Source organism: Streptomyces kunmingensis, from assembly GCF_039533535.1.
In the GTDB taxonomy this organism is placed as follows: Bacteria; Actinomycetota; Actinomycetes; order Streptomycetales; family Streptomycetaceae; genus Streptomyces; species Streptomyces kunmingensis.
In genome coordinates, this window is the sequence record NZ_BAAATS010000037.1 from 1 (window position 1) to 25,776 (window position 25,776).

Sequence of the window (25,776 nt, forward strand, 5' to 3'; positions counted from 1 at the left end):
CAGCAGGGCAACACCACCATCAACGGCATCACCTCCCAAGCCTTCACCCGATAACACCGGCACACGTTCGAGACATGCGGGGAGAGTCCGATATGACCACCACCTTCATCACCGGGGCCAACAGGGGCATCGGCTACGAGGTCGCACGCCAGCTCATCGAGCGCGGCCACCATGTCCTCCTCGGCGCGCGCAGCGCCGAACGGGGCGAGGCGGCCGCGGCCGAACTCGGAGCACGCTTCGTGCGCATCGATGTGACCGACCAGGAGTCGGTCGACGCCGCCGCCTCGGATGTCCTCGCCCGGGAGGGCTCCATCGACGTACTCGTCAACAACGCCGCCGTTCCCGGTCCGGTCGTCACGAACATGCTGGAGGTGACGGCCGAGGACGCCGAGTACGTGATGCAGACCAACTACCTCGGCACGCTGCGCACGACCCGGGCTTTCCTGCCCCTGCTGGAGAAGTCATCCCTGCCCGGCATCGTGAACGTCTCCAGCAGCATGGGCTCCTTCGGCCGCTCGGTCGACCCGGCCACGATCGAGCATGCCCATCCGATGCCCTTCTACCAGCCCAGCAAAGCGGCGATCAACATGCTCACGCTGAAGTACGCCGAGGCATATCCCCGGTTCCGCATCAATCTCGCCGACCCCGGCCCCACCGACACCGTGTTCAACGGACATATGGGCACCCAGACCGTCGCCGAGGGCTCGGAGGCCATCGTGCGCCTTGCCACGCTCGGACCTGACGGCCCGACCGGCATCTTCCTCGACCGCGAGGGGGTTGTGCCGTGGTAGCCCCGGCCTCCGCGGAAGCTCTCGTACCTGTGCTCGTCCACGGTGTCGCGACACCACCACAGCTCGTGCGGCTGTCGCGCGGAGCCTGACTGATCGTTTTGGTCTGCACTGCCGAGGCGCTTGGTCGCGGGATTCCCCGTGGATGAGCCGGCACCAGGGGTCATCGGCGGCGGATGACCGTCCCACCGTAGTCCGCGCGTCGGATTCCGCGACCACCGTACTGGCCGGTTCTGCGGCGCACTGTCCGCCACTCGCGTCGACACATGCGGTCCATGTCCAAGCTGTCGATGGCATCGAGCTTTATTTCGACGCGGGGCCACAGCCGATCGTAGTGGCCGAGAACGGTCGCCATCAGCGCGTCGACCGTGCGTGATCCGTACTGCTCAGCGACCTGCGCCGGCATCTCCCGCTCCGGGGCCCTCCAAGGCCTGCGCGCGACCGGCGGCTCACTCGACGGATCGCAGCCCAGTCAGTGCGGGACGGATCACACCCCGCTATCGCGGGCAGAGCACGGGCGAAAGATCCGGGGCGCGCCGAGAAATCGTCCTTACCCGGCGGTCCCCCGCACCACGGTGGACCACACGACGACAGAGCGCCTGGCCTGACGGTCGACGGCACCCGCCGGCGCCACGAGGCGCATCCGACTTTCTGACGGGTCCTTACCGCGCGACGTCACTCGGACAGTCGGGATGAAATCCGGTCCCCATCGATCCGCAAATCGAGCGAGCAGATTCCGCAGGTGCAGTTCTACGGCCTTCGCCCGCTCCATACCGGTTTTTACCGCATCGCTTCCGTTGCCCCCACCTTCCACGTGAATGGTGAGACCCGGAAGGTTTTCCTTACGACGCCGCCACACCTCCTTCATAATATTCGACAAGAAATCATCAAGGGGACCGGAGGAATCCGGCGAGATATTCAGCCTGTCCTTCTCCGCAAAATCGATTCGCGCGACAGGCGTATTCCACCGCGGGTCGGGGCGACCCTTATCAACTTCTTCCCTCCATGCACGAGAGTCGGCATCCTGAGCCAGTTTCATAATTTCTTTGTAATACGCGGACAATTCGCTCTCGTAAGTATTCCAACCGCGAACCAGCGCACGATCAAAATCGCCATAAGCTCGAAGTTCTATTACCGCAAGAGGAACGGTCGATCGAGTCCCGTGATGGTCGTCCATTTTTTCGAAGTAAGTTCCCACACCCATCATCACCCGCTGATTGATGGCTGCAGTGCTTCCGCGCGACGGTTCCTCAAAGAGTGCACTCTTGAGATAGTCCAGTATCGAAAATCCTTTTTTGCTCCTCGCCAGAAACACTGCAGGTTCCCCCTGCTTTCCCTCCAGGTAGAGATCCGGATCCTGACCATTATCCTTCAGGAACTGCGTGACGAATTTATCGATTATCCGCCCTCCCTCATCCCGGAGGAACTCCCGGACCGGGCGGGAAAGCGACTCCCGCAGCGCCGACATGGAGGTGCGAGAAGCGACCTGAGAAAGTTTCTTGGCGTCCAGCCCCGATTCAGACAGAAGCGTGTATGCGACCGCAGCCACCTGCGTATAGAGAAGCCACGTATAGCCATGCAATGCGTCTAGGTCCGATTTGGAATTCCGTATTTCCTGCGGCAGACGTCGTACAACGCGATCCGCAAACTCTCGCCCCCCTTGCAGGTTTACATGGCCCGGAGCATTTTTGAACATTGTCCGCTCTGCGGTCAGCTCAAGGAGGGGGCCAAGACCGACCAAGGGGACTCCGACCGTCATGTGAATCGACAACCTGCCCTCATGCAGTTCAGGGCCACGACGGGCGGACTCCCCTTCCTTCGTCAACGAGAACCCGTCGCCCCTGGGGAAGATTTTCGCCAGAGGGGTTCCGGGCTTGGCCTTCTTCAAGCGCCTGAACACCTCCACCACATCCCCGAACACATGCTCCCGCTGAGCCCATTCCGATTCACCACTCAGCGCATTGATCGGCCGCGTGACGACCTCGGCAACCCATTCATCTCTGAACTTGTCTGTAGTGATCACTACATTCTTGGACAGGACCAGGTCATCCGCGTAGAACCATCCGTCACTTTCCTTCGAGTCAAGAACGATGGAGCTTTCCACCTCGAATCCCATTGCACCGATGCGCAAATCCAAGGGCTTATCCACGATCGAACGCGCAGTGGACTCCGACTCCGAGACTCGATCAAGGACGTCAGAGGAATGGTTATCGGTGTTCATCAACAGGGCGTCCGGGGATACGCGCCCGAGGGAAACTACAACCGCTTCGGCATGGAGGGCGTCCCGGGCGGGTGCGTGAACCGATACCCGGTTACCCGAAGCTCGTTGAAGTTCAAGCCACCAAGTACGCCCATCGGGTTCGGCGACAGCGGCGAACGCGTGCCCGATAGAGGCGGTCCGATCTTGGAGGAAGTCAGCACCGGAACCACGCCTCCATATGATCAATGCAACAGCAGGAGCACTGGCTCGCACTGATTCCCTCCTGAGAGAATCAGCCACGTGCGACCACGAGGATATTCTATTCCAGGCAGCTCCTGGAATAATTGTATTTTTTGCACCTGAAAGCCCGATGACGGAATCGTCTACCGATCCGGCCGCGCGCACTCCGGTATACGGTTCGCGTTGAGGCTGAATTTGGGTCAGGAATTCTGCCAGCAATGTCACACAGTCATTGTTTGCGGCGTCTCGGACCACCCTTTCCGCCACTGCCTCGAGCGCAAGTCTGTTCAGCTCTCCCCTGACGAGTACTTCCCTTCTTTTATTCTCGGCTGCACCCATGAGTTGAGCTGTCACTCGGTCGGCGAGCGCGAGCGACGGCGTCGGTGAGATCTCCTCGGCCTGATGGGCCGAGCCCCTGCGTGACGACGCCGCAGACGTCACCTGGAGCTCTTCCCCCGGCCGGAAGACCACCACCGGTTCCCGGCCCGAGGCATGGTTGCGGTTGACCTCTTCAGATATGTGCCGACCCTCGGATGTCTCCGGCTTCCAGTAGGTGAGAGCCCCGTGCTCGACCCCCATGCGGCCCGCCTTCATCGCGCCCACGGCACCCTCGTCACGCACAAGGGTCAGCGGGGAACCACCCGGCGTGTAGATGTCGAAGATGTCGTGGTCGCTGGTGAGCGGGCGCAGCTCTCCCTCGCTGCTGTATCCATGCACCACGCCGTCGACCACGGGGAACCGCTCGGCGAGGGCAGCCATCTCGGGGGCCAGTACCCGGTATTCGTGCAGTCGCCGTCGGCCGCGGGTTTGGATCTCGTCCCACAGGCTGTCGTCCATCAGAGCCGTGCGCTGCGGCGAGGTAGGTGAGAAGTACCCGACGAGCCCGAGGTTCCGTTCGTCCGCCCCCAGGTGGACATCGAGCGCGTCGAGCGGCTTGGCCTTCACCGCCTCGGGCTTGGGCAGCGCCCCCTTGTCGAGCCACGCGGTCGCGTGCGGATCGGTCGGGCGCACCTCGAGCACCAGGTTGAGTTCACTGCTCAACTTCCGGAAACGTGAGACGTTCTTCTCCGGTATGCCATGGTCGATGTCCACCCTGGGCACGGCGAACCCACCCCCATGGGTTCCGAAGCCGCTATCCGGCAGGGTGGTTGTCCGTCCCTGCTCCGGCACAAGGGTGGTGCCCTCGGAGCCCCACGTCGCCGGCCGGCTCGAATCGCGCCCCGTGGCGGCGTCGAGCCACTCGGTGGCGATCGGCGGCACCACGGCTTCAGGCGCTGGTGTCACGACTTCGGCTGTCGATGTCACGGCTTCGTGTGCCGACGCCACGGCCTCGGGCACCGGCATCGCGATCACCGGTTCCGGCTCAGCGGTGGGGCGGAACCGCTCATAGGTGTCCAGTACGGCCCGCACCCGTGCGTGGCCCGGGGTGTTCGGGTCCAGACGTTCCAGCTGCTTCCTGAGAATCCGCTGGCTCTGCCCGTTCGTGATGTCGTTTTCGGTCAGCGCCATGCCCACCCAGGGGGCGGATCGCTCAGCGACGCCCCCGGACGCGTCGCCTCCGGTGGAGTCGAGGACCGGTTTTGAAGCGGCAGCGACAGGGCGCGGGGCCACCCGCTCGACGAGTCCCAGCACGCTCAGAAGATCGTTGCCGAGGGACAGCTCAGGGAAGTGGGTCGCCTCATCGCCCAGCTCGGACAGTTCAGAGGGCGGATTGATCATCTTGCCTTCGGCATCGACGCTCATCCATGACACCAAGCCGGCGTCTGACTGCGGAGCGGACATCAGGACACCGCTCCTGGCGTGGGACCAGCGCACACGATGGCGGAGATTGACCGCGTACAACGGACTGCCGACACCCTCTCCCCAGAACTCGGGCAGCACGAGCGCGCGAGCGCCGGTTCCAGCCTCCAGCAACTCCCTCTCTATGTGCGTCGCCGCGAGGTTGGCATCAGGCGAAATCCGAAAGGCCAGGCGCAGGCGCTCCTCGTACTCGACGGGCACGGCGGCCGTCACCGGCCCGGTCTCCCTCTCTGGCAGGGGTGCCTTCGCGGGCAGGAGATCACTGACGGACCTCAGCAGGGTTTCCAGCCGTTCGGGGCTGATGTCCTCGGTGTCGCGTGCCAGCTCGCGCAGCCCGTCGAGCGCGAACCCGGCGTCCTGGCCGGTCCTGACCGGCGCCTCCTCCCCTTCGGCCAGCCGCAGAGCATCGCGATACAGCGAGGCCAGGCGTGGATCGGTGTCGAGCCGGGCCTGCCTGCGTGACACCTCGACGGACAGCGCGTCGGCGAAACTGCGTCGGCGCTGCCATGAGGTCCGGTAGATCTCGCCGAGTTCCGACTTGTCGAACCCGAGTTCGTCCGCCTTCTCACGCAGGTCCCCGGTGATCAGTCCAGCGCCCTCGGCGTCCGCCGCCGTGAGCCCGCCCCGGGCAGGGCTGTCGGCGCCGGGATCGAGCGGATCGAACGCGTACACGTGACCGGACGGATCGGCCCAGCGCTGACGGACCGTGCCGTCCCCGCCGTTGATGTCCAGGCGTACGTGCACGTCGAGTTCATGCGCGAGGTCACGGACCAGGTAGTCATGGGGCAGCCCGTAGAGACTGAGCGAGGGGGGAGTGCTCACCGGCGGCGGCTGCTGCTGTGAGGCGTTTGTGAGATGGGCGGCGGAGTCCAGGGTGAGGACAACCCCGTCGAACGCGCCGTCGGACTGCTGGCGGATCAGCCGGGCGACGGTCTGGTGGGCCCGGTCCGCGCTTGCCGCGCGCGTCCTGCCGGCGTCTCGCAGCAGGGAAGCCAGGTCGAACCGGGGCGCCTCCTCCAGTTCCAGCCAGCCCAGGTCGCCGCGGCTCGCCCGCTGTTCCCTTTCCTCGAGGCGGGCACGCAACTCCTCGACCTCGGCCTGGAACAGCTGGACATACACGTCACCGGTGAAGGCGTCACTGCGGACGATGCCCCGCTGTCGCGTGCTGGGCCACAGGAGGTGGCGTGCGTACCGCTCGGCCTCCAGCCGGTAGCGGCCGCGCATGCGTACCAGTTGCAGCGGACCCTGCTGCTTGACGTGCTGCTCGCGCCGGTAGTTCTCCGTCCCCGCGTCCGCCGCGCTGCCGGCGGTGACACGGGTGGCCACGGTGCTGCCCTCCGCTGTGTAAGGGGGGATCGGCTGGCCGTCGGTGCCGGGCTCGGGCTGGTGGATGGCGCCGGTGGCGGAGGAGTTCACGTTGGCCGAGGGACGCCAGCGGTCGGTGGTCTGACCGGCTGTCGTGCCGCTCTGGTGCTTGATGTAGCGGCCCGCACCCGTGCCCTTCACCGGGCCGAGGACTTCGAGGTCGAAAAGGTCGCCTCGCATGTACAGCCTGGCTCGCGTGGAGGAGCGGCCTGGCACATGCAGTTTGTCGGTCAGCAGGTATCGGTTGCCCGCTGACGCCTGCAGTATGTGGTTGGTCTGGTGTGCACGGCCCATGAGCTGCCGGAGCGTCTGGCTGGTGCGGGTCACGGCTCCGTCGGCCTCGGGGCCGAAGAGCTGTCGCATCAGCTTCATGGCGGCCGGCAGCCCGTCGTCGAGCATGGTGCCCGTGACGTAGGCGTCGCCCGGAAGTGGCGGCAGGGGGCGCAGGTCGCGGGGGAGCGAGGGGCCGTACTCGGGCAGGAACTCCGCGAGTCCGCGCGGGACTTGCAGGTCGAGCAGGCCGGAGACACTCGTGCGGTTCACGGCTGATCGGGTGGGCTCGCCCGCCCTGTACCACCCGGCCAGCAGGTTGTTGAGCGGTCGGCCCGCCATGTCCAGGCGCCTGACCTCCGCGGTCAACGTGTGCCGGAACCGGGCCAGGTAGTTGGCGTTCCAGTCGTAGATCGTCTGCTCGGTGACGGCGTTCTCGGCGCGGGTGACGCTCCGGTGGTGGCCCTGCCCGAAGCCGACACTCGCGCTGTTGAAGGCGTTCGTCTCACTGCCGCCGAATTTCAGGGGCGTGAAGCTCTGGATTCCGTCGCGGGAGGAGCCCTGCGACTGGCTCACATAGCCGTGGCCGTACACCTCGATACCGGTGCCGGGCCGGAAGTCGTATATCTGCGGGGCGCCTTCGAGGACGTCCGAGAGCTTGATCTCCACGATGTCGGTGAGCAGCCAGCCGATCGGGTTGACCAGATAGAGGGCGTGCCCGTTGGGCGAGAGGAATTCGTCCCACATCGCCATGTCGCGGCCCTTGGCCAGCAGGGCCTGCAGGGAGTTCACCCCGCCCTGGACCCGGCCGATCCGCCGTCCCCCGGCTGTCCACAGTTCGGGGTCAGAGGCCAGCAGACCCGGGGCCGTCTTCTCGACCTGTTCGCGCACGATGTCGTATGTGGTGCGCCCGTCCTGGTAGTTGAGGTCGTGGATGCCGCTGTGGCCCAGGGTCCGGCCGCCGTCGTCGTCGCGGGTGAGGTACTCGGGGAGCTGGATGTCGTTGAAGTCGTTCAGCTCGATCAGCGGATTCTTGCGCCTCATCTCCGCCGGGCTCTCCAGCTCCGTCCCGAAACGCCCGTTGAACGTGTTCCTGACCGTGTCGTCCAGGACCGGCAGGCCGCCGTTCTCGTGGAGTCGCGCGAGCGAGTGGGCGAGTTCGGTGCGCTCCGCGTCGAGAGGTGCGGGCAGGTCGTCGGGGAGTGTCGCGGTCTCCCTGACCCACCGGGACAGGACGGCGGCGACCGTGTTGCCGCTGAGCCTGGCTTCGCCCTTGTTCCAGCGGTTCATCACATCGACGAGCTGCTCGTCGGAGACGGGGAGGAGGTCCTTCCCGTACTGTTCGAGCGCTTCGGGCTCGGAGAGCAGGAACAGGGCCGTGTTGCTTACCTTCGTCTCGGCCTCGTCGGCCACATGGTGCACTTCCGGCAGCAGCTTGCTGTGCTTCTCCAGGCGGTTGGCGACGAAGTAGTCGACCGTCGTACGGAAGGCGTAGCCGCGGTTGAAGTCGAGCTGGATCAGCTCCTTGCCCCCCGTGCGCCCCTCGCTGGAGGAGATGTTGCGCTGCCAGGTACGGCCGGCGTCCGCTGTCCCCTGGACCGCTCCGGTGCTGCCGGGGTCGTCCGCCTGGGTCGGGCCTCCGGCTGTGACATCGGCCTGGACCCACTTCAGGCCCGTGGTCCCGGTGTCCGAGGTGTTCGTCTGCAGCAGCGAGAGCATGATGATGCCGAGGACGAACTTGTCGGGTGTGGCGCCCGCGAACTGTACGGGTCCCAGCTCGGCCCGCAGATTGACCATGCCGAACGTGTCCCTGAACCAGCCGGGGCTGAACGGCTGGTCCGTGGTCAGCTGGCCATGGGCGATCTCCTTGAAGTGCGCCTTCACCTGGATGGTGTTGGTGAGCGAGTGCAGTTCCTGGTCCGCGTTGCCCTGCGGGCCGATCAGCGGTGTGAGTACCGAGGTGGCCGCCTCGTGGAGACCCGTGGCGTCGACGTAATACACCACGGCACGGTCGAGTACGGACGCCGGTGTCCTTCCCGGGGTGTCCTGGCCTTGTGCCAGGGTCTTCAGGCCGGGCTTGCCGGGACGGCTGACGTCGCCGAGGGGCAGCAGGTAGGCCAGGGCGCCCTGGCCCTCCAGCCTGATGGGGCCGGGGTTGCGGGTTCCCTTGCGGATCTCTCCCTGTACTCCGCTGTGCTGGAGTTCCATCGTGACGGTGTAGTCGCTGAACAGGCGGTGCTTGTTGACGACGCCTGGATACTCCAGCAGTTCGGGACGGTTGTTGAGGTAGGAGACGCCTTCGGTCGCACCGATCTGACGGATCAGGTCGACGCCGGTCACGGAGCCCTTCAGCTGGTTGAAGAGGCTCTTGAACCGGAAGCTGAGCCCGGCCTTCGTGCTGCCCCCGGTGGACTGTCCGGCGGTGTCCATGCCCATGGCGAGGTTGACGGTGTGGAACTCGGCGGTCGAACCCTCGAACCGGGGGGCCAGTTCCGAGGAGCCGCTCGCCTTGAGCGTGATCTTCACCGCGTCCACATCGAGGTCGATGCCCGCGATGCCCCGGCGCCGGTACATCGTGAGCACCAGGCCGTCCTGGTGGATCTGGTCGAAGTGCGATTCCATGCCGCGGGCGCTGAAGTACTTCTCCAGCATGTTCAGGTTGCTCAGCCGGGAGTCGGTCTGGTTGCCGTGCGAGTACCAGTGGCCGCCGGCCAGCGGTGCCCTGGTGTCCGCGGGCAGGAAGCCGAGCCGTTGCAGCTCACCGGCCACCCGGTCGTGCAATTCCCGCACGGTCTCCTCGTCGACGTCGACGAGTCCCATGCCGATGCCCCGTCCCTGCGCCACGTGCGGGGGGACCTCCAGGTGTTCGGGGTCCCCGGGGCGCCGCCCGGCGGCGCGCAGCAGGTCGGGGCGGTACTCGACGGTCCGGCCGAGCGGCCCCTCGTGGATGGTCATCGTGTGCTCGGAGGTCTCCGGCGCGGTCTGCGTGACACTGCCGGCCTCGACGATCTCAAAGGGCCGGACGATGTCGTCCCGCCCGGCCAGCGCGGCGATCTCCTCGGGGTCGGTGATCTCTGTGATGGCCGGCTCGTCCACGGTCCGGGCCGTCGTCGGCTCGGCAGCTCCGCCGGCCCCGTGGGTCTCCTCGATCCGCGTGGCACTGTCCGTGATCAGCGGCCTACTCGGGCCGACGACCTGATCGTCGCGCAGCGCTTCCTCGTCCACCTGGAATCCGTACCTGAACGCAAGTGGTTCCGGCATCCGGACCAGTCCCTGGCCGGACACCGGGGAGGTCGTGAGTGTGCCGCCGCCCCGAACGGCGACCACGGCACTGTGCTCGAACTCCACCCGGTAGCCGGCGGTGAATCCCGTGTACCGCGGTACCACGACCCATAGACCGGTGCGTCCCGAGCTGATGCTGTCGGAGTTGCCCCAGGTCATGGCGAGCGAGGCGCTGACGCCCAGGCCCAGATCGGGGTGGGCGAGCGACGCCGGCGATATGTCGAGCGTCACGGCCGGCACGGTGAGCGTGGTCGAGTTGTTGACCGTATGGGTGCCTCCCGTTCCGTCGATCGCCGTCCTGACGTTCTCCACATGGGCGACGTCGCTCGTCGAGCCGACCCGGCGGCTGTGCTGGAGCCGCTTCGAGTGCAACTCCACCACCGCGATCGGCCTGCCTGACCCGTCGTGAAGACTGAAGCGGTAGCCCTCCTCCTTGTTGACCGCGTCGTCCAGGTGTGAGTCGAGGTTCCACAGTTTCTGGAGCAGTTCGTTGCGGGTCACGCTGCCGAGCGGCAGTTGGTACCCCTTGTGACTGAGCGAGTCCTCGATGTGGTCGAACAGCTGGGGCAGGTTGGTCAGACCCGAGGCGTAGTGCACGGCGGGCAGGCGGTGTGCGAGGTCACCCGTGCCGGTGGCGACGATCTGGTCGGGGGCGGACTGCAGATAGTGGTCCGGTACGTACAACAACAGCCGCTGTTCCCCCTGCGGCCTGACCTCGGTGGGAGTGATCTCCCTCCAGGGCTGTTTCCTGTCCGTTCGCACCCGCAGGGACCAGTCGGGACGGTACGCGATCATCGTCGAGTCGGCTCTGGTGTCCTCTACGTGACCGCCCTCGGCGTCCCCGGTCTTGGTGGTGGACCGGAAAGAGGAGTTGGCGACACCGGAGACGCCGGCGGAGAGGTACACGCCGGGGGCGACGACGTACTGCATCGAGAGCCCGCCCCGGGTCGCGCCCGTGGGGCCGGAGTGGGACTGGACCTGTGCGCCGGTGAGGTACGAGGCGTTGATCGTCTCGTTGGCGTGGAAGCGCTCAGGTCCGGCGGGACGGTCGGGTACGAGGCCGACCGGTCCTGGACTCGCCTCCGTCTCCTGCGGATGGGCTTGAGCATCCGTGGAGGGCACCGAGTCCGGGTCTTCGGTCTGCCGGAGCCACGAACGGTCGTACGCCCCCGCGACGTGGGAGACCGCATGTGGGTCGCGTGGATCGAGCGTGACGAGCGCCTCGACCCTGCCCAGGGGCACCATCAGGCCGCTGGGTTCGGAGTCCCCTTCACCCGGCACCAGGTAGCGGTAGTTGCTCAGCAGACGCTGCGGCAGGCTGTCCCAGTACGACTCGGAGACGGTCTGCCCGCTCTCCTCGACCATGACGCGCAGCCGCGCCACCACGTCGATCAGGTACGGCAGTCCCGCTCTCGGCACTCCGATCGACCTGACCATGGGATCGACGTCGATGGGATAGCCGGGCGCCGAAGGCGTCCCGGAGGACTCGGTCGTCGGGGGTGTCCGCTCCTGGGCGGCCGCGTCGAACGCGGTCGCTGAGTCAGTCGGTGTCTCCAGGGTGATCTGTCGTCGCAGGAAGTACGTTCGGCTGCCGGCGCGTTGCCCTTCGAACAGTCGGAAGCCGGTGCCGTTCTCGAGGCCCTCGGGTGCGTCGGCCTCGCTCAGTGTGCCCGCGTCGAGATCGATCTCCATGCCGTAGCGGCTGGCGATGACCGGTGTCCCGAGGATCTCGGAAAGCTGCGGCGCGACCTGGTCGGCTCCCGGCATCGTCAGCAGCGGTGCCCTCATGCCGCCCGTGACAGCCGTGATCAGGCTCGCCAGGCCCTCCGCCGTCACAGGCCGGCCGTCGGCGAAGAGTGCGCCTTCGCGTACTTCGCCGAAAACGAGCACGGTCTGCTCGGGGACGAGCCTCGGCAGCGCGGCGAGGGTGGCCCGGTCCCGATCCGGTGTCCCCGTGTGCGGGCCGGGCAACCACAGGGCCAGCGGCCGGTCGCCTGCGTGCGCCGTCCACGCCCCGGCGAACAGCTCTTCCACCGGTACGGCTCCCGCCGGGCGCGCGGCGCCCACCACGGGTTCGACAAGGAGACCGGGCGTGGGTGCGGAGCCTGGCACGTCCTCCTGAGCGGGCAGTTGGGCCGCTTCCTCTGCCCGGGGCTCTTCCGGGATCACCGGGAGCGGTCCTGCGGGAATCGGCGGAAGTACCCCCTTCGAGACTGCCGTGTGGCTCCACTGATCCTGCTCCCGCGACTCCTGCGACTCGTGTTCCTCGGTCTCCGGATCCGACAGATCCTGTGGCACTCCGATCCTCGACAGCCGCACTCGGAAGGTGTGCGCCCCCGCCTCGGCGAACTCCGTGAGCCTGCGGCCGAGCTGGACCGCCTCGTCCTCGCCCGAGTGGCGCAGGACGATCTCCTCGACGTCCGACCATGACAGGTCTCCGTGGATCTGTGCCTCGAAGTAGCCACGCTGATCGAACATGCCGGCGCTGAGCTGCTCCCGCAGCTCCGGATCGTGGACGAAGCCGGTCGCCTCGGCGAAGGCCAGCCTGACCGGGTCCTCATCGCCGTGCGCCAGCAGGGGGAACAGGTGGTCCCGGCTCGTCACTCCTCGGACCCCCTGTGCTCCCTCCAACCAACTGTCGCGCGGCGTGAGCGTGATCCGTGACGCGACGTCCTTCTTCCAGTGGAAGACGGCGTTGCCGTACTCGGTCGCACCGCCCTGCTGGAGGCGGGAGACGAGGGCCGCGTATTTAGGCAGCTGCCGTACCGCCTCGGCGGACGGGTTGAACTCGTCCAGCAGAGCGTTCGGGGTCCGGCTCTGGAAGGTGCCTCCGAGGGTGACGTCTCTGCCCAGGAGAGCCGCGTACCCCATGCTCTCCTCTCGGGTTCCGCGCATCGCCGAGTTCATTTGAGCCTGCGAGGACTGCGTCTCCCAGTAGTTGCGGAACAGTCCGTCCGCGTCTCCCGTAAGGGCCTGAAGGAGAGTGCCGCCCCTGACTTCGCGCCCCAGATCGAAGTTGGTCACCAGCTCCATCCGGTCCCGCAGATGCTCGTGCACCCGGTCGAGCAGCTGGTCCAGTTCCTCGCCCCGCGTCGGGTACCCGGCGGCCCATGTCCAGTCCCCCTCTGCCAGGTGCTGCCTGACGATCTCCCGCTCGCGTCCCACCAGCTCCTGAGCCTTGCGCTCGACCAGCACGAGAGCCGTGCGCTGCGCGTCGGTGAGATGCCGAAGGCCGTCCCGGGAGCGCATGGCCCGCAGCAGACCGCGGTCCTCCTCCATGTGCCTCTGGTGGCGCCGCAGCATCTCGGTGTACCCGTCGGCCCCCTTCCCGCCCCGTGACCGCAGAACATCGACGCGCCCGAGCTCGGTGGTGAGCGCCGCGGCACGAAGGTCGAACTGACGCTCCGCCTCGTACTCATCCATCGCGAGGAAGCGGGCGAGTTCGATCTCCCGGGCCCCTGGCACCATGCTCTGGCTCGCGCGCGTCGCCTCGGTGCGGCGGTCCAGCTCGGTCCGGATCGTGGCCGTCTCCTGGAGCAGTCGCTGCCGGAACTCGCGCAGGTCGGCGAGACGGTCGGCGAAGCGGGAGCCGGAGGCCGCCTTCGCCTCGGCCTGCGTGACGGAGCTCTCCAGGCGGCTCAACAGCCTCTCGCGTCGGCGCACGCCCTGTTCCAGCGCGTCCTGCGGGCCTGTCAGGAAGTGGGAGGCGGCGAGGCCGGAATCGGTGAGGAGGGCACGCGCACTCCCGAGACGCTGGTTCAGGTCCTGCTGAGACGCCGGGTCGAGGTGTTCCGTCCGTTCCTGCTCGTCGCGTATGTCGCTCAGTTGCTGCCAGGCGGTCCGAAGCCGGGGCAGCGGATCACTCGCGCGCGATCCTGGGACGTGGTGCGCGTCGTCGTCCGGGTGGGTGGCAACCGGCATGGTCGCACCGCTGACCGCCGTACCGCGTCGCCCGCCGTGCACCAGAGGATAGAGCGCCGCCCAGCCGGCGGGCACGGACGGAGCGACGTCCACTTCTGACCGCGGACTCGCTGCCAGGGGTGCCCGTGCGGGAACGACCTGCCCGGAGACGGCCTGGCCCCCGGCATGGACGTGCGGCAGGAGGACATCGTTGATCTGGCGCAGGTGATCGGGCGTGAGGAACAGCTCGCTCGGCAGGGTGCGCCCGCTCATGGGCCCCATCACGCTCGACAGGCCCTCGGGCACCGCTTGTTCGCCACGGTTCCCCGGGCGGAGAAGGGCCTCCGGCGCGAGCAGGTCGTCGAGCACGCCGAGACCGTGCAGGTACTCGTGCACGTATGCCGCCGGATGCACGCCGGTGAACCACACGTCCTGGACCATGCCTCGCTCGGTGTCCGGCAGTCCGCTGCGTACGGTCACCGTGCCGTGCGCCTCTTCGGCACTGTCCACGAATTCGACAGAGGTGAAGAGGTTGGGTCCGACTGTCCGCGGCCCTGGCACATTTCCGGGCTGCAGCGGGGGCAGCCGGTAGCCGGGAAGGTTCACCACCTGCTCCAGCGCCAGGGTGAAAGCCGCGCGTACAGCGCTCAGCTCGCTTCGGGAGACGCCTTCGGGCCGTAGGTGGATCCGCCGTGTCACACGCAGAACACCCGGCTCGGCCGCGCTGCGGCGATGCCACGCCCAGTCGTAACCGACCTCGGTCCGCTCACCGGAACGAGCGGGTCGGGTGACGCGCGGCCGTGTTCCGTTCCCGCCCGGGGTGAACACGAAGGCCTCGGGTCCGCGCCCGGACTCGTCGCCCCGGCCGCCGAACGGTGTCCAGCGGTCGGTACGCACCTGGCCGAAGCCCCACACCGGGCCCAGACCGGGAGCGAACAGAGGGTCGGCCGCAGTCTCGTCGTAGGCCGACTCATCCGCTGCGGCGCCTGCTAGCAGGGTGTTGTGCCAGCTGAGGTGGACCGGCGCGGACGCGTCAGCAGGGGCCTGCCAGTCTCCGGGCCGCCAGCGCACCTCTCCGGCCCCCGTGTCCCACTCGCCCGTACGGTGCTCCAGCGCGTCGAACACGCTGACGGGGGCGCTGCCGGAATCCGCGTCAACCTGGTATCGGTAGCGTGCGACGCCGTGCCACAGCTGCCGATCACGCGGCGTGGGTACGAGCCCTGCGTCCGGAGTGTCCCTGGCCCACTCGTACAGGGTGGCGTCGCGGGGCGCTTCACCCGCTGGGAATCCCCGGCCCAGAACCGTCGCGGGATCGGCACCGGAGAACCGCCACAGCCGTATGCCCGCGCCGCTCTCCACCGAGACCGTTACATCATCGCCGCGGCTGGGCCGGTACTGCAACGAGGGAGCCACGTCCGGTCGGGGTGTTTCGGGAGGGGCCACGAGGTGCCGGGCGACAGCACGGCCTCCGGACTCACCCGCCACCTCCGTGGCCAGCGCGACAGCCCCCCGCTCGTACTCGGACCAGCCCGGCAGCACATCATGGCCACCCTGCCCCGCCGACCACTCCTGCTTGAGAAATTTCTCCGCCGACGCCGAGGTCGCCTCGGACACGGTCTCCCAACCCCGGGTGAACACATCCGCACCCAATGCTCGGAGCCTCATGCCCGCCCCGACCAGCCTCCCCGCCGCGTTCCGGGACTTCAGCGCCTTGTCCTTCTTGGCACGACGTGCGGCCGACGACAGCGCGTCAAGCGCCGCATGATATTCCGTCACCGCCTCCGACACAGCCTTCGACCCAGCCGCGACATCCCGCGCCCGCGCCTCGACGGCCGGCTCCAACACGGCATACCCCGCTCCGGATCGCGCCACCGGAACAGCCTCCACCCTCCCCAATACCTGCCGACGGGCGACAAGGTCCCTGGACTTCACCAACTCAGCGGCATTCGCCACCACCTCCAAGGACGGAGGGCCATCCACATACTGCCCGCTGCCACCCCAGCGGTACTGATTACCGCTTCGAGCGACACTCTTCGCATATACAACCGTGTCTACCAGCCCGTCCGCAGCAAGCGCGAAGAAGAAGGCCACACCCCCGCTGCCACCATCCAGATGAGCATGCAGACCCACATTGATCGCGAGGTGTGACTCCCGCACACTCGTACCCGAACCGGCAATGGCATCCAGAACACTGTGCTGCAAATCCGTGAAAGCGTCAGATCCCAGGCGTCCGACGGGGTAATGGACCCGACCGCTGTGCTCCCACGTCCTGGCATCGGCCGGACGGAACGCTTGGAAACGCCCCGCCCGCACAGCCCGCTCATCAGCCAACCGACCCTCTCGCTCCTCCACCACACCCCTCCACACCAAGGCCCCAGCCGCACTCACCTTCTTATAGGAATCATCATCCAAAGCGATATCAACCGACCCAAGGAACTCATCAAACTGCCGGCCGAACGAACCAGCAGGAGCCTCATGGTCCAGGAATTCGTCGACCACATATCCGGCCACCCGATCCGGATGCGCATGAACATCCTCGGCCGCCGACGGCGCCCCGATCAACAGAGGCAACAACCCGGGATGACGCTCCAGCGCACCACCGACACCAACACCCGCGTCAGCATCGGACCCCTCTCCCCAGATCGCCCGGTCAGCCAGCAGATCCACGACCTCGACAGGCAAGACCACCACACTGTCCACCCGTGAACCGGAGGAACCTGGAACCCGAGACCCCGGATCCACCCTCTCAGCGACTGAACCGGCCTCGACACGGATCTCCACAGCCGACTGCGACATATCAGGATTCCGATATACGGCACCAGTCCCCCGGGCAGCTCTCTGCGACTCGTCGATCGCGGCGAGCAGCCGCGTGACATCAGCAGCGGCCACCAGCTCCTCGAACCTCGGCGCATTCTCCCGAACTAGCTGACGCACCGTATCGGTGAACTCTGCGTCTCCAGCGACACGCCCCCACCACAGAGGCTGTTCCCAGAACATCCGTGCGAAATCGGTGTGCTCCTCGAGCAACGAAGCGAAGCCCCGACGCGCGATGGCCCGCACCAACACCTCGGCATGCTCCACAACAAAATCTTTATCGACCCTGAGGAGGGAACTCATCACGCCGGTATGTTTTTCCAGAAATTTTCTCCGAGACTGGTTCAAGAATCCAGCCAACACAGGATGCCGTTGAATGACCAGCCAGACCCCGCTTTTGGCGCTGGCTACATCGATGAGAATCCTGTTTGCACGCACCGCCTCAATAAGCTCAGGACTCCTCAAAAATGCGGGAAGAGAACTGGGATCGGCTCGCAGCAACTCCGCCATACCCCGCAGGCCCACCACGGCCGCGCGCAACCCGTCATGAGTCATCAGTACCTGCGCAACCGCGGGCTTGGCACGAATCAAATCCAGCACAGCCTGACTGGTGAGTCCACTGCGGACACCATCAGTCGCAGAATTCAGCACATCCACGAACTCGGGAGCCACCGACACCACCGGCAGCAACTTCTTCGTCACCACATCAGCCATGAGACCGGGGTACTCAACCAGCTTCGACAACAGACGAGAGTTCTCCAGAAGATTCCGCCAGGCCCTCGCCTCTCCCGCAACTTCGGGCCGCTCCCCAAGAATCTTTGCAAGACCCGGCACACCTTGCAAAGCCGCCACCAGATTTACATCGTGCGCCGATGCGGACAGTCGGCCCTCAGTCGCCAGAACAGCCCGCACAACACTGTCGGGCGCGGAGCCCAACACCGCGACCAATTCCGGAGACCTGATCAGCTCAGTATAGGCCGATCGGCTCCGAAGAACAGCCTCAGCTGCGGGCACACTGCGCCTCATCAGATGGTCGAAATTCTGATTCCGCGGGAGCAACAACGACTGGCTGTAGGCTTCGAAAACCTTGAGGTAATTAGGGTTTTGCTTGTAGACCTCAACGTAGTAGTTGTTGAAATTCTGCCGCAGAGAATCATCCATGGTAAAGGCAATGAATGACTCATCATGTTGAATAAGGAGGTCTGCCAGATTCCTCACTTTCATCACCTGGTGCAGCACCATAGGCGAGCGTTCAAAAAGGTCCAACAGCGAGGGGCGAACCTCGGTCAGTTCAGCCACTCTTTCGTAGAAGAAGGCTCCCAGAGCGTAGGTCTCGCTGCTGACCACCGCCTTCTTCAGTCGCCCGTCAGCCAGGATCCGCTCGTATCGGGACAGCACGGACCGCAGATCGCTTGTCTGCTCTCCGTTCTCCCGGAGCAATTGCTCGGCCGCCGCAGCGGTATCCCCCCGGACGATGCTCCCCACCAACAGACTCACCTGGTGAACACGTTCCTCATCATCGATCAAGAATCCGTCAGCGGCTACATGCCGCTGCCCGGTGTCCCTTATCGCTGCGAGGAGGCCTCGTGCGGGGTCCAGGTCCTCACCATCCGCCTCGCTTATCTGCGTGGCGAGAGCATCAAATTTTTGAGGATCATCTTCCCATGCCTTGACAAAAGCAGGTCGGGCAACAGCCTCTCGCAGGACTTCCGCACGGGTTGTCAATTCGTCGACCATCGGCCCTTGCATCTGTCGCCCGATGGCCCGGAGGAGCGCACCGTCGAAGAAGAAGTATTTCCAGTGGCCGGCGGTCACCTCGCTACTACGAGGAAGAAGGATACTTGGAACATCAGGGGCGATCATCAAATGGCTGAGCACAGTCAGCCAGTCCTCCCCGTCGAATCCGTTCACACTCTCCGGACTCCTGTGAACGATCCGCAAAAAGGAAGAATTCCCTGCAGTGAATGCAGTCCAGATCCTGTCGGCCAGACCCTCCAAATCTTCCTTATTTCGTACGATGGCTCGATCCCTTAGAATGTTCAGGATCGCCAGATGGGTGGGGTGAAGAAGACTTGCAAGGTTATCCGTAGCGTCTAGGTCACCGAAAGAAGCAGCATTTTTTATGGGTTCTAGATTTTTCAGATGAGAAATGTCCCGTAGCACCCTGAGGACATATTCAACATTGGGAGAGCGTTCCACTGCCGCACCCAACCACGGATTCGCCTTGAGAAAAGTGAGCAGCTCCGGACGGACAAGGTATTGCAGGTTGAAGGAGAGGTAGGCCAGCCCCGGATTTCTGTATATTGCATCGAAAAAGCCCGGATTGATTGTCAATTCACTACTGAATGCCTCTATCGCCCCGAGGTCCTGCCCTCGATCAAACTTCTCGTACATGGCTTCGTGCCTCGACGCAAGCTGAAGCGCCATGAGGGCGGCTTTAGGATCTGCCGGTAGCTGTATTTTTTCCATCTTGGGATGCAGCATCCTCCGCACCGAATGCGGATAACGGGGGAGGGTCGGGTGATGCGCCCATATGCGTATCAGGCTTTCACGCCCCATCACAGACAGAGCGAGTTTCTTGTCAGCCTCACTTTTACTACCGAGAACAGTCTCAGCTGCCGCATTCATCTGCCTGATGTAACTCAGCAGTTCTATAGGTCGTTTGCTATTGATCTCTGCCGGCGAGAGTACCGCCGGCACTCTCCTGTTTTCCTGCTGCGGAGACGGATCCCGAGTACTCGCGAGAGCTGCGGACAAATTATCGTCGTCGACCTTGTCATAATGATGCGGATCGGACGAGAGTGCGGCAGCCACGTGGGCGTTGTCAATTGCCGCGGAGATGAACTCCTCTTTGGATAGCAGCCGAACAGCAAGTTCGGGCAGGTCCTCCAGCACATCGGTCAAGAACGATGCTTGTGGACGGCTGAGGTGCCGAATCGAGGCAGGCTCAGACTGCGCAATACTCAGCAGTCGCTCATCGGACAACAAGACGTTCTGTCGCTCTGGATTATGCCGAAGGATTGATCTGATTCGATCATTCTCAAGAATTGTTCGATAGAACTCTATAGATCCTGTTCGACCCCTGTGGCGCTGAGTCAGCAACGCCTCGACGAGATTTACCTCGGATCCCAGATTCCACAGCGCCTCTACAGGATCATTTGCCTGCAGCACGGCTGACCCGAATTCTGGTGACTGGTGACCCAGCCGGGTGAGACCTGTCGTGACCTTTATCAGATTTCGTAGAACACCAAGATTCCCGTCGAAGTGTGCCAGCAGGTTCCAGGCATCCACGAAGACGGCTCTACGCAACTCGAAGTCGGACTCCAGTTCTCGAACGACCTCTTCCCTGCGCAAGATCGAAACGGACTTTTCAAGATAGGTGTCGTCCCAAAGGTGAATCACTTGAGTCAACTGCTCCGAAACTGCAGGAGCCGAACTCATTCGTTCCAGCAGAACACCGTCATTTAGAAATCTCCTCATCAGGAGGGGACGCTTCATCGCCATGTACACGAGATAGGGATTTTGGAGCATCTGCTCCCGGAAATTAGAATTTGCCTGGTGCAGTGCAAGGACAGCAGAAGCAACTGTTGCAAGCGAAAGTGTCGGAAGATGTGCGATCTTCGGAATCAGTTCAGTGACGTCAACACCAATGGCGATCGTTTTCTGCTGGTCCAGCCTGAGTCGCTGCCACGCGGCCGTACTACGTACGGCTTCGAGGATTTCTTCCCGAACCTTGGGCCTCTGCGCTGCGGGGCCCTCCTGGGCTCGAAGATGTGCCGGAGGCTGGTGCTGCGGCTGGGCGGAGGTGGCTGCTGTGGAGGAAGACTCCGAGGGCTGCTCGGTCGCGGCCCTGGCCTTCTTCTTTGCTCCGCCATTGAGCCGTCCCTGCTCGCCGCCGCTCAGCACACGGTCTGCGATGGTCTGGGCCTGCTTCTTCAGCGGATCCCTGCGTTGCATGTCTGACAGTTCGCGCTGCCAGCCCATCACCTCTTCGACTCCGACCGTTCGTTTGGTCCAGCCAGTCGCCTTGCTCAGTTCGATGACGACCTGGGCTTTCAGGTGCTCGCGCCACTGAGTATCGGTACCGGAAGTGAGGTGTCCCTGCGTCGGCGTCGTGGAGATCTCGCGAGTGGTGTCTCCGTTGCGGCTCCGGGTGTTCGCCCGGCTGGCGGACGAGCGCGTCAGGTCGCCGACGACCGCGGTGTCCTGTGCGGCCGGCTCCTCCTGGACCAGCTGATCCTGCGTGTCCAGGTGCTGGGTCTCTGTCCGCTTCTGCGACTGGGAGGCGGGGCGAGTGGGTTCGGCAAGAGGACCGGCCACGGCCGCCGGGGCGGGACGGTTCTGCGCCGTGGCCCGCTGAACCGCTTCTCCGACATCAGCCGAATCCCTGTCCGACTGGTTCGCGTCCGACGGGTGGGTGTCCGACGGGTCGGTGCTGTCGACGGTGGGGGCAGGGTCGGTGCTCTCGGAGGTGTTGTTCTCGCCGGGACGGGTGCCGGGGGGCGTGGGGGCGTCGGTTGCCAGCGGCGTACTGCGCGCGGCGGCTTCCTGCGCTCGCAGGTGAGCGGCGGAGGCACCCTCCTGCATACCGCGGGCGGTGGAGAGTGTCTCCTCGAAGCCGTTCTCGTGACGGCGTTCGTGCCGCAGCCATGCCTCGATGTCGTGTTCGGTGCGCGCCCAGATGGCGTCGTAGCGGGTGATGCTCTCATAACGGAAATCCCCGCCGAGCCGCCCGAGGGTTTCCTCGTCGACGTCGTAGCGACGTACGAGACTGTCGGGATGACCAACCAGGTTATGGAAGTCACGGGCGGTGTGATGCAGGATCCCCTGAAGCTCTGCCTCGTGCTGCAGTCTCAGCTCGACTGTCGCGCGCAAGTCATCGAAGGCGTCCCGCCAGGAGCGGGTCCCGGCATCCCGCTGTCTGCCGACCGATCCTGCGGATCGCCTGGATCCCTGCGCCCGCGGATCGTCGGTGGACAGCGTGGGCAGTGGACGGGTCCAGGCATCGTCTTCGGCCGGGAAGGCGCTCTCCCGCGCGCCGTCGACTTCCGGCAGCCCGGCGGCGTCGAGGGACTCGGCGGTGGGCGGGACCCGGAAGTCATGGCGACCCTGGTGGCCGAACCAGTCCTCGTCGATCGCCTTCTCAACAACCTTGTCCCACTGTGCAAGAACCCGCTCCCGGCCCGCCTCGTGCAGTTCCTCCACACTGGTACGGCGGTTCTCGAACCGGTCGAACTCCGTGGTGAGGAAAGTGCGGGCCTGCGCCATCCGCTGCTCACGGACCTCCGCGTACATGAACCGCTCGCGCAGGGCTGACTCTGTCAGGGAACGGTCGAGATACGTTCCCCAGCGCAAGGCGAACGCCGGCCGGTCGGCGCCCGAGGCACGGCGCAGTGCCCGGTGCACCGTGCGCAGTTCCTGCTGGAAATCCGCACGCGCCTTCGCCTGCGAGGCTTCGTCGAGGAGACCGCCGCCGGCGATGTCGTCCTGCCACTGCTCCAGCGCATCGTCGAACCGGCGCGTGGCACGAGCATGCTGCTCGATATGCCGCTCCCGCTCGCTCAACTGCGCTACTTGGTCGGCGAGTTCTTCGCGCAGCGCGTCGATACGTTCATCGAGCGCCTGGCCGTAGCGCTCGTCGCCCGGCAGCCCGTCGCCCCCGGTGCGGTAGACCTCGTCCACCGCGCGCAGGTATCGCAATTGCATCCGCGCTCTGATCTGCTGCAGAGAGTGCGGGACATCGGTCTTTTCCGCCTCCTCCAGCAGGTCCTCCTGCTGGATCTCCCTGTCCGGGGCGGTCTCCGGTGTCTCCTGGCCGCTACGGGCCCCGGGCGTCTCCTCGGCCGGGAGATACAGCCCGCCGAACGGATCTGTCGCACGGAATTCGCTGACCGTGCGGTCGAAGTCCCGATGGAAGATCTCCGCGTGACGCTCCCGTTCGGCACCCCGGGCGAGGAAGCGCGGCATGTCCTCACGCACCCGGTCGTGGGCCGCTCGCCACTGCTCCGCGCTCACCCCTGCGGGCCCGGCCCGGCGTGTCAGGTCCTCGTGCACACGGCGCAGTTCCTCGCGGTAGCTGGACTCGGCATGCTCGCGGGCCATCCCGCCGGACTGTGCGTACCGCCCTCCGAACAGATCCGTACGCGCGAAGCGCCCGCTCTCCTGCCCGACCTCGGCCGACACATCCCCGGCCACACGCTGGAACCGCTCCTCGGCCGACAACCGCTGCTCGTAGAACGCATCCCGCTCCGCCCGGTAAGCCGACCACTGCTCCAGCGCCTGCGCCCGCTCCGCCGGCGGGATGGAGGCATACAAGGGCGACAACGCGTCCGGAACCGCGGTTCCACCATCCTCATGCCGGTCGCCGACCTCGGCCTGCTGAGCGGGCGTTTCATCTCCCGCCTGCGGTGCGGGTGTTGCAACCTGCGCGGGCGGGTTCTGCCGCTCCGCCGCCGTCGGCTGCCCATGCGCCGTGGGCTCCCCGAACTGACCTGTCGTCTCCCGCGCCCGTGGTGACCGAGGCTCCCGGTCGCGGCCTGCGGGGTCTTCCGAGACCGTGGCCTGCCGTAGGGGGGGACCCGCATCCGTGCCCGCGACCTGAGGCTCACGGATTCCCGAACTGACCGCCGCCAACCACCTGGGCGCGTCGAGGTCGCCCGGGGCGTCGCCGTCGCGGGTGTCCGGCACGGTGACGTCGTGGTCGGCAGCGGCCTCCAGACCGCCCAGGCCGCCACTGCGGTCGGATACGCCCTCCTCACGGGCGAACTGCCCCGCGCCGGTTCCGGTGTCCGCCAGGTTTCGCGTCGGGTCGCCACGTCGCGTCGCCGCATCGGCCGGCCGCTGACTCGCCTGCGGCCCCTGTCCGTGCCCCTGGGGGCTCTGGGGACTCTGGGGACTCTGGGGACCCTGTGCCATCAGCACACTCGACTGTGCCTGTGCCGCCGTGAAGTCCGTGACCGGCCGCTCTCCCGGCGCAGACCCCTGATCCAGACCACTGACCGGGTCACGTCCCGAACCGGACAGCACCTCGCCGCCGTCAGGCGCCGTAGCCGTACCGTCAGCGGCCCGGCCGACGTCCCCGGCGACATGGACCGCTCCCGATTCCGCGCCAGGACCGGCCGACGACGTCGGCAGCACCCTTGGCTCCGGTGCCCCCGCCTCCTCACCACGCACCGGACCCGAGCCCGGCGTCCCGGTGAGGGTCTCGGTCCCGGGAAGATCCGAGCCGGGGAGCTCCGCGCCGGTTCGGTCCGACGCCCGCCCGGAGGATCCGGAGCCCACCGGTGCCTCACCAGACACACCGAAAGACCCGCCGGACCCGGCCGGGCCGGCATCCGCGAGCCGTGTCCCGCCTTCCACAACAGCAGCATCGCCCCCGGCACCAGCACCGCCCCCGACCGTGCCGGGATCGCCGGTTCCCACCGTGCCGATGCGGTACCCGTTCGCACCGTCATTGAGCGGCGCATCCGGCCCCGGCAGCGGGTTGACACCACCGGCCCGGATCCCCGCCAGAAGTTCCGGCTTCGCCCACACCTCGAGCTTGTCCCGGATCCCCGCACCCATACTCAACGCGTTCCGCGTCAGCATGTGCCCCAGCAGACCCGCCCCCGCACCCGCCACGCCCGTCTCCCACGACGTCGTGAACCGGCCCGTCGTGAACAAGTTGTACGTGCCTTCGGAAACATTCTGATGCGCCACATTCGCCACCGCGTCCCCGGCATAACCGCTGAACTTACGGCCCCAGTCAGTCGTCAGAGCATCCGCGACACCATGCGACAACGCACCCCGCAAACCCCCACCCGCCACCGCCGGCAGATCATCAAGACTCCGCCACAACGCCTCGCCCAGATCCTTCTTCCCGAACCGGTACACGAACCCCTCGGCCCATCGCTGCCCCAACGACCGCGCGGCGTCCGTCCCCATCACCCCGCCCAGATCCCGCGCAAACAAATCACCGACATCCGCCCGGAACCCACCGCGGACCGACGCACCCACCTCACCCATCTCGAACCGCTGCGCCATACCCACCGCACTGACACCCAGATCCCGGCCCAGCCCACCCAACGGCCCCACCACATCCCGATCCCCCGCCTCCCGGCCCAGCCGGCCCCCCGCCTCCTTCACACCCTCCGAGCCACCCCCCAGCACAGCACCGTCGACCGCCCTCCCGATCGACCCGACAACGTCCTTGCCCATCCCCTTCGCCAACAGCCCCGCCAACGCCGAACCCGCATACGGCACGAACACCATGAGCGCGCCCTGCACCGCACCGAACGCCACCGCCTGCTTCAGATACTGGCCGCCGTTCTCCGTGTACTTGCCCTCACCCGCCAACGACCAGCGCACGAACACATCCATCGCCGCGCCCAGACCCACGTTCAGCGCCTCGAACATCGCCACCTGCGCCAACAACCGCAACAGGAAACTTCGCAAAATCAACTGATACAACGCCCGCAAAAACGTCTGATCGATCAGCGCCGCGATCGGATTGAAAACCGCCAGGATCAGCGTCATCGCCCACTCGACCAGGAACTGCACCACCTGAGCGATAATCATGCGGTTCGTGTAATCGATCTGATAACCCGTCTCCCGCGCGTAGTTCGCAACCTTCGCCGCGGTATCCCTCAGACTCTTCACATAATCCGCACCCGCACCCGTACCAAACGTCGACATCGCCTGGCCGTAAGCATCACCCCACTTACCACTGACCGTCCCCGACACCGACCGCGTAATATCCGCGATCGCCTCCTGGAACTCATCCAGAGACGCAGCCAGAGCCGCATGCGGAACCTCCACCTCGCTCCGCAAACGCGCAGAACTCCCCCGCGGAACATGCATACCAGTCAGCATCACCACGATGCCGTCAAGAAACGGATCCACCGCCACGGGCTACCAGCACCCCCCGCGGAACGCACCGGCGACGGCCCCGACCGGCATACGGCGTGGAGCACTCGGAGCATGGGGGCGCGGCATCAGCCGTGCGGGGCCGGACGGGTGCGCACGCAGGATCGCAGGGCCCCGCCCGGCCGAAACGCGGCCACCACCGCCCCATGACCTGAGCGACCCCAGCACGGCGCACACCCCCTTCCCCCTTGGTCTGTCCCTAGATCCAGGGGT

The 25,776-nt window shown here is 65.9% G+C and carries 2 protein-coding genes; one reads left to right on the forward strand and one right to left on the reverse strand.

Features of this window, described 5'->3' with window-relative positions; genetic code table 11:
- Window positions 1–92: 92 nt before the first annotated feature.
- Entirely contained in the window at window positions 93–791 is a 699-nt protein-coding gene (locus ABD366_RS36610) for an SDR family NAD(P)-dependent oxidoreductase (protein ID WP_324767139.1), read from the forward strand.
- A gap of 547 nt (window positions 792–1,338) precedes the next feature.
- Here the strand turns inward: ABD366_RS36610 and ABD366_RS36615 are convergent.
- The gene (locus ABD366_RS36615) at window positions 1,339–25,539 is read right to left on the reverse strand and encodes a hypothetical protein (RefSeq protein ID WP_344443221.1); all 24,201 of its coding nucleotides are present in this window, start codon (window positions 25,537–25,539) and stop codon (window positions 1,339–1,341) included.
- Window positions 25,540–25,776: the final 237 nt, after the last annotated feature.

Excerpts from the sequence above, each read along its gene's own strand:
- ABD366_RS36610 (WP_324767139.1), top strand. The coding sequence starts at position 93 with ATGACCACCACCTTCATCACCGGGGCCAACAGGGGCATCGGCTACGAG.